6 protein-coding genes and 1 pseudogene are annotated in these 11,897 nt (G+C 66.7%); 3 read left to right on the forward strand and 4 right to left on the reverse strand.

Features of this window, described 5'->3' with window-relative positions; genetic code table 11:
- Together WBB14_RS32750 and WBB14_RS32755 are read left to right on the forward strand one after the other, a co-directional pair.
- Positions 1–1,479: pseudogene (locus WBB14_RS32750) on the forward strand (hypothetical protein); the annotation flags it as partial.
- 9 nt (positions 1,480–1,488) lie between these two features.
- Positions 1,489–6,132 (forward strand): hypothetical protein, encoded by a 4,644-nt coding sequence (locus WBB14_RS32755; protein WP_424243455.1) that lies wholly within the window; start codon positions 1,489–1,491, stop codon positions 6,130–6,132.
- 73 nt (positions 6,133–6,205) lie between these two features.
- Here the strand turns inward: WBB14_RS32755 and aceA are convergent, their stop codons facing one another.
- Positions 6,206–7,525 (reverse strand): isocitrate lyase, encoded by a 1,320-nt coding sequence (aceA, locus tag WBB14_RS32760; protein WP_424243456.1) that lies wholly within the window; start codon positions 7,523–7,525, stop codon positions 6,206–6,208.
- A 324-nt stretch (positions 7,526–7,849) separates the two neighbouring features.
- Between aceA and queF the strand changes: the two genes are divergently transcribed.
- Positions 7,850–8,674 (forward strand): NADPH-dependent 7-cyano-7-deazaguanine reductase QueF, encoded by an 825-nt coding sequence (queF, locus tag WBB14_RS32765; RefSeq protein WP_424243457.1) that lies wholly within the window; start codon positions 7,850–7,852, stop codon positions 8,672–8,674.
- A gap of 13 nt (positions 8,675–8,687) precedes the next feature.
- On the opposite strand, the gene WBB14_RS32770 is transcribed toward queF, so the two are convergent.
- From WBB14_RS32770 to pgsA, 3 genes are all read right to left on the reverse strand, one after another.
- Positions 8,688–9,689 (reverse strand): cytochrome-c peroxidase, encoded by a 1,002-nt coding sequence (locus tag WBB14_RS32770; protein WP_424243458.1) that lies wholly within the window; start codon positions 9,687–9,689, stop codon positions 8,688–8,690.
- 113 nt (positions 9,690–9,802) lie between these two features.
- Positions 9,803–11,107 (reverse strand): MFS transporter, encoded by a 1,305-nt coding sequence (locus WBB14_RS32775; protein WP_424243459.1) that lies wholly within the window; start codon positions 11,105–11,107, stop codon positions 9,803–9,805.
- A gap of 198 nt (positions 11,108–11,305) precedes the next feature.
- On the reverse strand, positions 11,306–11,878 hold the full coding sequence (gene pgsA / locus WBB14_RS32780; protein ID WP_424243460.1) for a CDP-diacylglycerol--glycerol-3-phosphate 3-phosphatidyltransferase: 573 nt from the start codon (positions 11,876–11,878) through the stop codon (positions 11,306–11,308).
- Positions 11,879–11,897 lie beyond the last annotated feature (19 nt).

Below are 11,897 nucleotides of genomic sequence, written 5' to 3' on the forward strand. Positions count from 1 at the left end.
GTGCTCACCGCCGCGCGCGATGCCGCCGAGGCGCTACGGACGGCCGCGGACGCGAGGGTAAATGGCGTGGGCTTGCCCGACGGTTTGCGCCAGGCGCTGCGCCAAGCCGCCAATACCGCCGAGATACTGCTGGACAGTGTGGGCGTCGTGCCCGCGCTGCTGGTGCAGGGCAAGGCGCTGTACGACGCGCTTGATGCGGTGGTGGGCCATCCCGGCCAGTTGGACGAGCTTTTCGCCGACGCCGCGGCGCTCAAGCCGCGCCTGCAGGCCATCACGGACGCCGTCGGGCCGCTGTCCGGCACCATAGGCAGCGCGCGCCTGCTGGAAGGCGCGCCGCGCCAGATCGCGCAGACGGCGCTAAACGCGGTCAAGCTGGCGGTCGATGCCGTGCTGGCCAGCGCCGAACTGCTGGAGCTGCTGACCGGCGATGAACTCACCATCCGCTTCGATTGGAATCCGGTGATCAAGAGCTGGTCGATCAAGCCCGGCGACCCGCCGCTGTTCCGCGTCAACGATGCGCGCGGCTTCCGGGTGGCGGTGGAAGCGCGCGTGCGCAAGAACGGGCAGAGCGCGCCCAAGATGTCGGTGGTCTGCTCGCTGAAGGACTTCGACCTGGTGCTGATCGCGCCGGCCAGCTTCATGGAACTGAACTTCGAGAAGATCGAATTCCGCATCGACACGGCCGCGAAGATGGACGTGGACGTGCTGCTGACCGACATCAAGTTCGTGGGCCCCTTGTCCTTCGTCGAAACGCTGCGCGACCTGATCCCGCTGGACGGATTCTCCGATCCGCCTTACCTGGACATCTCGGCCAAGGGAGTGGACGCGGGCTTCGACCTGGCGCTGCCGGCCGTCGCCATCGGCGTCTTCAACCTGTCCAACCTCAGCCTGGGCGCGGGCTTCACCGTGCCCTTCATCGGCCAGCCACTGGCCGTGCGCTTCAATTTCTGCACCCGCGAGCAGCCCTTCAATCTGTCGGTGTGCATGTTCGGCGGCGGCGGCTTTTTCGGCATCACGCTCGATCCCAGCGGCGTCCAGCTCATGGAGGCCGCCTTCGAATTCGGCGCCAGCGTGTCGGTGAACCTGGGCGTGGCTTCGGGCGGCGTACACGTCATGGCGGGCATCTATTTCCGCATGGAGAAGAACGCCTGCTCGCTGGCCGGCTACTTCCGCATGGGCGGCTGCGTCAGCGTGCTGGGTATCGTCAGTATTTCCATCGAGATCTATCTGGAACTGCGCTACGAGTTCGAAAGCGGCAAGTGCGCGGGGCGCGCCACCATCACCGTCGAGATCGAAGTGTTCATGTTCTCGATGAGCGTATCGCTGTCCTGCGAGCGCAAGTTCGCCGGGTCCAACGGCGACCCGGGCTTCCGCGACCTGATGGGGCCGCGTCCCGAGCTGCCGCTGGCGCAGGAGCTGGCGCTGATCGACGACAGCACCGAGTACGCCTGGCGCGAATACGCCGAAGCCTTTGCCTGAGGAGCGACCATGGCCAAGCAAACGATAGTCTGGACCGTGATCCCCAACGGCCGCGTGCCGGCCGGCCCCGACGCCGGCCGGCTGCGCGTCTCCATCGTGGCCTCGCCGCGCCTGACGCCGCAGGCCGCGGACGAGCAGCAAGTGCACGCCTACGCCGACTGGGTCAACTGGCCGCGCACGCTGGAACGGGTGCGCTTCGTGCTGAACACCGGCATGGCGGAGATCGAACTGGAGCCGCAGGCGCAGGCCGACGCGGCGTTGTGGGAACGGCTGCTGCCGAAGACCACGCCGGTGGCCGGCTTCGTGTTCCGCGACATGAGCAAGGTCAACCTGTTTTCGTATTCGGTGGCGGGCGTGCTGGGCCTGGCCCGCAAGCACTACGGCCGGCTGGCGGTGCAAGCCACCGGCACGCCGCCCACGCTGCTGCCCTGGCGCGACGCGCATCCGGGCCTTAAGGACATGCTGGGCGACTGCGGCACGCGCACGACCTACATCTCGCTGGGCGACCGGCGCGTCGAGATGCCGCTGCCCGGCTTCGACCGCTTCTTCGACGATGGCGGCGACGGCGCCGAGCGCGTGCTGCGCTCGCAGGTCTACGGTCCTCACAGCATCTATGAGGGCCGCGCCGCGGCGCCGGGCGTGAACGCCGAGGGCAATCCCCAGCCCGGGGTGAGCTTTCCGCTGCGCGCCCTGCCCACCCGCTGGAACGATGGCGGGCTCGCCGGCCCCGACCAGAACCTGATGAAGCTGTGGAACTCGCAGGCCGAGTACACCTTGTTCCAGGCCAACCGCTTCTATCGCCGTGATCCTCCCACGGCGCAACAGCGCAGCATCCGGCGGCCGGATGGCGAGAACGTGCCCGCACCGCCGGCCCAGCCGGAAATGGATTTCCACGCCATCGTCGCGTCTTACGGCGACTATCCGGCGCTACTGCGCCAGCTCGGTCTGGTCATCGACTGCCTGCTGCCGGCGGACTCGCCGATCGCGCAGCAACTGGCGGCCGCGCCCGCCGCGCAAGGCTATTTCTTCCTGACCCTGCGCTGGGAAGACGGCCACGACGCCGGCGACGACGCCTGCCCCGCCACCGCCTGGACCGGCGATCAGGAACGCTTCACCACGCGGCCCCGCAATCCTTCCGACCATGAGCGCGGCATGCTGAAACTGCGCCGCGCCGACGACAGCTGGAACCTGTACGAACCGCGCAGCCCCTTCGATGTCTATCAGGCAGACCCCGACGGCGCGGCGCTCAAGACCGTGGACTTCGTACTGAGCGCCCAGAACCTGATCGCCAAGAACCTGGCGCTGGGCGCCGACGGCGCGGTGACCTACACCACCGGCGACAAGCAGGGCGTGGCTGCGCTGCGCTCGGGCGGCCTGGGCGTGGCGCGCCGCGGCCGCGCCTGGGAAGTGGCGCAGAACGCGGCTGCCGCGGCCCTGAAGAACGCCGTTCTGTCCGGCGCGCCGGGCAGCATCGTGCTGTACGCCGAGGACCTGCTGCGCGGCTATCGCGTGGACGCGCAGCCGCAAATGCCGGGCGATCCCCCGCCATGGCGCTCGCTGTGCCAGCGCGCCGGCGCCTACCGCTGCACGGATGGCGGCGCGCCGCTGCAATTGCCCGATGACGAGGGCTATGTGAAAGGCGCCTCCACCAGCGGCGGCGAGGATCCGGAAGACCAGTACCTGCATGAATCCCTGTTCCGCTGGACCGGCTGGAGCCTGGTGGCGCCGCGCCCGGGGCGCACCCTGCGCGACCGCGTGGACCCGGCTAGCGGGGTGCAGGGCGAAACGCCGGAAGAGGTGCAGGACACGGCCACGGAAAAAGGCAATGGCCTGGCGGTCAGCTTCACGGCTGCCAAGGGCAGCCTGCCGCGACTGCGCTTCGGCATGCCCTACCGCTTCCGCGCGCGCCTGGTGGACCTGGCCGGCAACAGCCTGGCGCTCGACGATCCCTCGCTCAAGCAGGACGACAACGCCACGCAGCCGGTCGTCTACTGGCGTTTCGAACCCGTGGATCCGCCGGCGCTGCTGCAGCGCGCCCGCGTGAGCGAAGGCGAATCGCTGGAACGCATGGTGATCCGCAGCAACACCGGCATGGACCCCGCAGCCTACCTCGAGAGTCCCGACTTCAAGCATGCCCGCCAGCAGGACGCCTCCAAGGACTTCGCGTACACGGCGGTCAACGAACGCCATGTGGTGCCGCCCAAGGCGTCCCAGCTGCAATGCGAAACCCACGGCTTGTTCGACGCCATGATGGGCGATCCCGCCGGCATCAAGCAGGCCTATGAGACCGCGGCCCGCGATGCAGCCACCCTGTACGACAAGGGGCCGAATACGGACATAGAACTGGTGACGCCGCAGGCGCTGCAGAAGGTGGCCACCACCGATCGGGTGCCGCCGCAACAGCCCTCGGCCGAGCAGCCTACCGGCGAGCGCCTGGCCGCCGGGCAGTACGTCATCCACCGCGAAGCCCAGGTGCTCACGCCCTATCTCCCGGATCCGGCGGCGGGCGGCATCGCGCTGCGCGCCCAGCCAGGCTACGCCTTGCCCGGCGTCACGGGGCCCAAGGTGCTGGGCCCCAGCGCCGTCATCGCGCTGACGCCTGCCCAGGAGCTGGTGCTGCTGGTGGCGCATGCGTCCAAGTGGCCGGACACGCTGGGCCTGCGCATCGTGCTGCAAGAGCGTCTCGCCACCCTGGCCGATCCACCCTGCTCGGAAGACTTTCCCGACGACGGCCTGCCCACCTGGGACGAGGCCAAACGGGTCCTGACCTTCTACCTGCCCAAGGGCCGCATCGCCCGCCTGCGCTATTCCAGCTTTGTAAATCCCGGCCTGGCCAATACCTTTGGCATACCCGCCTGGGCGAACAATGAGGGCGAGCGCGCCACGCTGCGCCTGTCATCCGTGTTGGGCGGCTGCTGGATGGTCACGCCCTATCGTCCGCTGGTGCTGGTCCACGCAACGCAGCAACCGATCTGCGATCCCCTGCTGCTGATGGCGGAGGAACCGCAGCGCGGACCTGGCGATGCCCACGCGGACCTGTACGCCCGCGTGCGCCTGCACGGCCCCACCACCGGCAAGGTCGAGATCGAGGCCGACTGGCACGAATGGGTGGACGACCTGCAGAAGCAGCGTCCCGAACGCCAGGCCGGCCATGGCGTGCTGGCCGAGGTTCCCCTGTCGGAAAACTACGCGAACCTCTTCAGCCTGAGCAATGCGGTGGAGGAGCAATTGAACGCCAACGACAAGCTGCGCGCGCGCGGCGACCGCCATGAATTCGGCGACACCCGTTTCCGCCTCATCCGCTACCGCCTGCGCGCCGCCACGCGCTTCCGCGAATACCTGCCGCCCTCGCTGTACGAGCAGGCGGACAAGGTCACGCGGCTGGGGCCCATCGCCGACGGCCCGCTGGTGGAAACAGGGGCGGACGATGACCCCGGCGCCCCGGTGCTCAGGCGCGACGGCCGGGCGCAGAATACCGTCGTGCGCGCCAGCGCGCCGCCCGACGCCCCGGTCCTCACGTATGTGGTGCCGACCTTCCGCTGGCAGGAAACGGCCGGCGCCGGCAAGCTGGACGTGACGCGGCTGGGCAACGGCTTGCGGGTCTGGCTGGAGCGGCCTTGGTTCTCGTCCGGCGACGGCGAACTGCTGGGCGTGGTGATCGCGGGCGACGGCCTGAACTTCACCGACATCGCCAACCCGCTGACGCCGCTGGTGACGCAGTGGGGCATGGATCCGCTATGGGAGACGCCCCAACCCAAGCATAAGGCGCGCGTGTCGGACTTTTCCGCCCGCGTCACGGACGAGCAAGTCTATCTGCAGGAAATTCCGTCCAAGCTGGTCCATGTGGTCGGACACCGCGTGCGCTGGAGCGAGGAACGCGCGCGCTGGTATTGCGACATCGAGCTCGACCCCGGCCGCACCTACATGCCCTTCGTGCGCCTGGCGCTGGCGCGCTATCAGCCCAACGCCATCAGTTCGGCCAAGCTGTCGCGGGTGGTGCAGGCCGAGTTCTCCCAGGTGCTGCCGCGCCGCCGCGCGGTGTTCGAGCAGAAGCGCGGCCGCCTGACGTTCAGCCTGCGCGGCGTGGTGCCCGCGCACGGGCCGATGAAATTCCCGCTGGATTCCGAGTACCTGAACATCTCCTTCATCCCTGGCATAGGCCAGACCGCCGAAAGCGGCCGCAACCGGGTGGAGCTGGTGCTGCAAACGCGCGATCCGGCGCTGGACAGCGACCTGGCCTGGAGCGATGCCGCAGTGCTGGCGTCGGGCCTGCTGGATCCGTCGGGACCGACGCCGCAGCCGCCCAACCCGGGGCCCATCCTGATCGACCGCATGCGCGAACTGCCCATCCTCGAAACCGCCACGCCCACCACGCTGGCCGATCTGTCGCGGCTGGGCAACGTGGTGGTCGGCCCGGTGGTGCGTTTCCCGCCGGTGCTGGAGGGTCCCCTGCTGGGCGAGCTGCTGGACCCGGTGATCTGGTCCGCCAGCGTCGCGCTCCCCGACAGCGGCGGCAAGCCGGCGCGCATCGCGGTGCGCGAGTACGAGCGCTACTACACCGACAACTCGGTGCCCGAACGGCGCGCGGGCGCCATGCAACAGCGCCGCGTGGTGGAAGAGCGGCTGGTGTACTCGGCGTTCTTCGGGGTCTAAAAAAAAGGGTGCCCGAAGGCACCCGAATCCACCCTACAACAGCAACTACAACTGCATAACTCTCCTGCCGCGCTTAGGCGACCTTCTGATCCTTGCCGTGTTCGAACTGGGCTTCTTCCGTCGAGCCGGTCAGCGCCGTGGTCGAGGACTGGCCGCCTTCGATGGTCTGCGTGACGGCGTCGAAGTAGCCGGTGCCGACTTCGCGCTGATGCTTCACGGCGGTGAAGCCGATTTCAGCGGCAGCGAATTCCTTCTGCTGCAGTTCGACGAAGGCGCTCATCTGGCGGCGGGCATAGCCGTGGGCCAGCTCGAACATGCCGTAGTTCAGCGCGTGGAAGCCGGCCAGCGTGATGAACTGGAACTTGTAGCCCATGGCGCCCAGCTCGCGCTGGAACTTGGCGATGGTGCCGTCGTCCAGGTTCTTCTTCCAGTTGAACGAGGGCGAGCAGTTGTAGGCCAGCAGCTTGCCCGGGAACTGGCGATGGATGGCCTCGGCGAACTTGCGGGCGTATTCCAGGTTGGGCGTGGAGGTTTCGCACCAGATCAGGTCGGCGTACGGGGCGTAGGCCAGGCCGCGCGAGATGGCCTGGTCGATGCCGGCCTTGGTGCGGAAGAAGCCTTCGACGGTGCGCTCGCCGGTGATGAAGGGGCGGTCGTTCTCGTCGACGTCGCTGGTCACCAGGTCGGCCGCGTCGGCGTCGGTACGGGCCAGCAGCACGGTGGGCGTGCCCATCGTGTCGGCCGCCAGGCGCGCCGACACCAGCTTGGCCACGGCTTCGCGGGTCGGAACCAGCACCTTGCCGCCCATGTGGCCGCACTTCTTCACCGAAGCCAGCTGGTCTTCGAAGTGCACGCCCGACGCGCCGGCGTCGATCATGGCCTTCATCAACTCGAAGGCGTTCAGCACGCCGCCGAAACCGGCTTCGGCATCCGCCACGATGGGCGCGAAGTAATCGATGTAGCCTTCGTCGCCCGGGTTCTTGCCTTCCATCCACTGGACCTGGTCGCAGCGGCTCAGCGAATTGTTGATGCGGCGAACCACTTGCGGCACCGAATTGGCGGGGTACAGCGACTGGTCGGGATACATTTCGCCGGCCAGGTTGGCGTCGCCGGCAACCTGCCAGCCCGACAGGTAGATCGCCTTCAGGCCGGCCTTGACCTGCTGCATGGCCTGGTTGCCGGTCAGGGCGCCCAGCGAATTCACGAAAGGCTCGCTATGCAGCAGTTCCCACAGGCGGGTGGCGCCGCGGCGCGCCAGCGTGTGTTCCACGCCGATGGAGCCGCGCAGGCGGATGACGTCCTCGGCGCTGTAGTCGCGCTTGATGCCTTGCCAGCGGGCGTTTTCGGCCCAGTCCTTCTGCAGATTGCGGATTTCGGTTTCGCGGTTGCTCATGTTGATGCTCCTGGTCAGTGATGGGAAGACTTCAAAAGATTCGCGTCCTGCGTTGCGTGAATCGTTGGACAAAGTCTATGCCTCTGCTGCGGAGCAATGCGGGCTTATGTCTTATACAAGACGAAAAATATTATTCTTATTAATCAATAGTTTATAAATTCAATTTCGTATTGCGAAACGCAATTGTCATCTGTGAAATGAGCTCCCGCTGCTGCGCAGCAGCGGCTTTCACATGACGAACGTTACATTTCACGATATGGAAAATCAGGCTTTTTTGCCAACGCCTACAATGCGCTCATTCTTCAAGTTTCCGATGACTCCGCTATGACGCTGTCCCACGGCCCGCTGGGCCAGAGCGTGGCCTACGCCTCGCAATACGACCCCTCGCTGCTCTTCCCCATTGCGCGTTCGCACAACCGCGCGGCGCTCAACCTGGAAGCGGGCAAGCTGCCCTTCACCGGCGTGGACCTGTGGAATGCCTACGAACTGTCCTGGCTGGACGCCAAGGGCAAGCCGCGCGTGGCCATGGCCACCTTCTCGGTGCCGGCCGACAGCCCCAACATCATTGAGTCCAAGTCCTTCAAGCTCTATCTGAACTCGTTCAACCAGACCCGCCTGGTCAATTCGGCCGCCTTGCGCGGCCGCCTGGAACGCGACTTGAGCGCCGCCGCAGGCGCGCCGGTGGGGCTGGATTTCTTCCTGCCGCAGCGCTTCTCCGAACTGCGGATGGGCGAAATGGACGGCATCTATATAGACAAGCTGGACATCGAGATCGACACCTACGAGCCCGCGCCCGAAGTGCTGCGCACCCGTCCGGGCGACGTGGTCGAGGAAACCCTGGCTTCGCGCCTGTTGAAATCGAACTGCCCGGTGACGGGCCAGCCCGATTGGGCCAGCGTGCAGATCCGCTACCGAGGCGCGCCCATAGACCGTGAATCGCTGCTGCGCTATGTAGTGTCGTTCCGCCAGCACGCGGAGTTCCACGAGCATTGCGTCGAACGCATCTTCGGCGACATCATGCAGGCCTGCCGGCCGGAGCAACTGACGGTCTACGCGCGCTACACGCGCCGCGGCGGGCTGGACATCAACCCGTGGCGCAGCAACTTCGAAGCCGGGCCGCCAGCGGACGTGCGCACCGTCCGCCAGTAGTGCGGAAACCGCGTTATTTCACGAAGGGCTCGGGCCGGGGCGTGTCGTCCTCCGACGGCGGCAGCACCGGATACTGGAAGGCTGGCTGATCGCCCGTCAGAGTCTTCAGGAACGCCACGATCTGCGCGTTCTCGTCAGGCGTGAAGGTCCGGCCCAGCTGCAAGCGGCCCATGACATCCACGGCCTGCGTCAGCGTGGCCGCCTCGCCGTCATGGAAGTACGGATAGGTCAGCGCCACGTTGCGCAAGGTCGGCACCTTGAAGTTGAAGCGGTCGGCGTCCTTGCCCGTTACCGCCGCGCGGCCCTCGGCCTTGTTCTCGGTAACGTACGGCGTGACCAGGCCCATCTTCTGGAACGAATTGCCGCCCACCGCCACGCCGTTGTGGCAGGCCACGCAACCGCTGTTCTTGAACAGGTCATAGCCCGCCAGTTCGCGCACGGTCAGCGCCTTCTGGTCGCCGCGCAGCCACTGGTCGAAGCGCGAATTGGGCGTCACCAGCGTTTCCTCGAACGCCGCCAAGGCGCCGGTAACCTCTTCGATCGTGATGTCGTCCTTGCCGAAGACCTGCTTGAATTCCGCCCGGTAGCCTGGGATGGAGTTCAGCACCTGCACCGCCAGTTCGTGGGTGGAGGCCATTTCCATGGGATTGGCGATGGGGCCGCCCGCCTGCTCGCGCAGGTCCTTGGCGCGGCCGTCCCAGAACTGGGCGATGCTCAGGCTGGAATTGAGCACCGTGGGCGAGTTGATCGAGCCCTGTTGCCACTTGTGCCCGATCGACGCCTTCAGATTGTCCGAGCCGCCCATGCCCAGGTTGTGGCAGGAATTACAGGAAATCGCGCCCGAGCGCGACAGGCGCGGATCGAAGAAAAGCTTCTTGCCCAGCTCGACCTTGGCCGGCTCCTTGATGACCGCCGGCTCCACCGGCTGTATCGGTTCCTGCGAGGCCGCCGCGGCCAGGTTGGTCCAACTGCCCAAGGCGATTCCTGCCGCCAGCAACGCGCTTGCCCTTCTCATTTTGCTTCTCCTGTAAATAACCTTTGTCCTATAAGGGTCATTACATCAGAGGGAAGCAGGTCGAACCTTGCGCCGGGTCAAACGGCCGGGCCCATTCAGGGGGCCCGCCAGGGTCAGGAACGTGCGGCCACGGAGGGCGCGGTCGCGGGCTCTGCGCGCCGCGCCTGCACCGCGATCCACTGCGCCAGGAAGGCGGCGGCGGCAAACGCCACGCCGGCGCCCACCCAGGGGCCTTGGCGCAGTCCAGCATCCAGCAGCAACCCGAATGCCAGCGGGCCGAGCGCCGAGCCCACGTCCATGCCGGAATACACCAGGCCGTAGACCGACCCGGTGGATCCCTTGGGCGTGACGCGGCGGATCAGCATGTCGCGCGACGGCGCCGCCACGCCGGAGCAGAATCCCGCCAAGGCCACCACCGGCGCCGCCAGGACGGCCGGCACCAGGCCGAGCGCCAGCACCACCAGGGTCAAGCCCGCCAGGATCAGCGCCACCATCACGGTGCGCTCGGTACGCGGGTTGGCCGACACCAGGAAGCCACCCGCGGCCATGCCGACAGCCGAAGCCACCATGTACCCGGACAGCGCCGAGCTGGCAGCGACCTTGGACAAGTCGTACAGCTGGCCCAGCAAGGGAATGGTGTAGTTCTGCACCGAAGACAGCGCAATGGAGGTGCAGGCGAAGAACAGGAATGCGCCCCACAGCGCTGGCTTGGACAACAACGTGCTCAGCGTGGTCAGCACGCTTTCCTGAGGTTTCGCCGCAGGCTTGGCGGCAGCCTTGCCGGCTTCGGCGTCCGCATGGCCTTCCAGCGGCGACGGGCCGCCGAGCAGGTCACGGCCCAGAATCGTCAACAGCAGGACCAGCGCCACCAGTCCGGCCGCGCTATAGGCCGCCACGCGCCAGTCCGCCAGCAAGGTGATGCTGGTCATGAAAACAGGGGTCAGCGCCCAGCCCAGGTTGCCTGTCAGGCCGTGCGCCGAGAACGCGTGCCCCAGCCGCGGCGCGGAAACCCGATGGTTGATGATGGAATAGTCGGCGGGATGGAAAACGGAATTGCCAATGCCGCCCACGACCGCTGCCGCGACCAGCATGGCATAGCCGTTGGCCGATCCAATCAGCACTCCGGACAGCACGAAACACGCCAGCCCGAACCACAGCACCGGCCGCGCGCCGATCCGGTCCACCACAAAGCCCGAGGACGCCTGGCCGATGCCGGATACCACGTAGAACGTGGAGACCAGCAGCCCCAGGCGGGCGAAGTCCAGGCCGAACTCGTTGCCCAGCGATACATAGAGCGAGGGCAGCACCAATTGGAAGAAGTGGGAGGAAGCGTGGGCCACGCCGATCAGCATGATGAGCTTCCAGTCGCGCCGGCGGGCGGCGGCGTCCAGGGCCAGGGTATTCGCAGCGGTGTTCATTGCAGGCGGCCGCGGTCAGCGGCAGGTGGCGCGGCGCCAGGGGCGATGCGCGGGTTGTCTCCGGCAACGTCCGGTGCTCCGGACGTTGGACTTTGAGGCGCCATGCCGGATAGGCCGGCCGATCGCTCTTTGTATGTAACGGCGGCCGCCTTGCGCGAGCCGGGCCGCCGTTGTGTAAACCAATATGGACGGACTGGACTACAGGGCTTTTTCGCGGATGGCGGGCCAGGCGCGCTGCAGGTAATACAGCATCGACCACACTGTCAGCACCGCCGCCACGATGATCAGCACATCGCCCAGCAGGCGCGCGCTGACGCCATAGATCGGCTGGTTGTACAACAGGCACGGAATCGCCACCATCTGCGCGGCCGTCTTGAACTTGCCCAGCCGGTGCACCGCCACGCTGGCGCTGGCGCCGATCTTGGCCATCCATTCGCGCAGGGCGGAAATCGTGATTTCACGGCCGATGATGATCAGGGAAATAAAGGCGTCGACGCGGCTGAGGTCCAGCAGGACGATCAGGGCGGCACAGACCATCAGCTTGTCGGCGACCGGATCCAGGAAGGCGCCGAACGCCGAGGTCTGGTTCCAGCGGCGGGCCAGCCAGCCGTCGAACCAATCGGTCAGAGCCGCAATAATGAAAGCCCAGGCGGCGAAGGTGTCGCGCACAGGGACCGCCATCCAGCTTTCGGGCAGGTAGAACAGCCCGACCACCAGCGGAATCATGGCGATGCGCAGCCATGTCAGGATAATGGGTACATTAATTGGCATAGTGTCCGTATGCTAACAG

Origin of the sequence: Achromobacter sp. (assembly GCF_049647645.1) — a bacterium.
Lineage (GTDB): Bacteria > Pseudomonadota > Gammaproteobacteria > Burkholderiales > Burkholderiaceae_B > Achromobacter.

Coding starts and splice junctions, on each gene's coding strand:
- WBB14_RS32775 (WP_424243459.1), bottom strand. CDS start 11,107: ATGAACACCGCTGCGAATACCCTGGCCCTGGACGCCGCCGCCCGCCGG.
- queF (WP_424243457.1), top strand. CDS start 7,850: ATGACGCTGTCCCACGGCCCGCTGGGCCAGAGCGTGGCCTACGCCTCG.
- pgsA (WP_424243460.1), bottom strand. CDS start 11,878: ATGCCAATTAATGTACCCATTATCCTGACATGGCTGCGCATCGCCATG.
- aceA (WP_424243456.1), bottom strand. CDS start 7,525: ATGAGCAACCGCGAAACCGAAATCCGCAATCTGCAGAAGGACTGGGCC.
- WBB14_RS32755 (WP_424243455.1), top strand. CDS start 1,489: ATGGCCAAGCAAACGATAGTCTGGACCGTGATCCCCAACGGCCGCGTG.
- WBB14_RS32770 (WP_424243458.1), bottom strand. CDS start 9,689: ATGAGAAGGGCAAGCGCGTTGCTGGCGGCAGGAATCGCCTTGGGCAGT.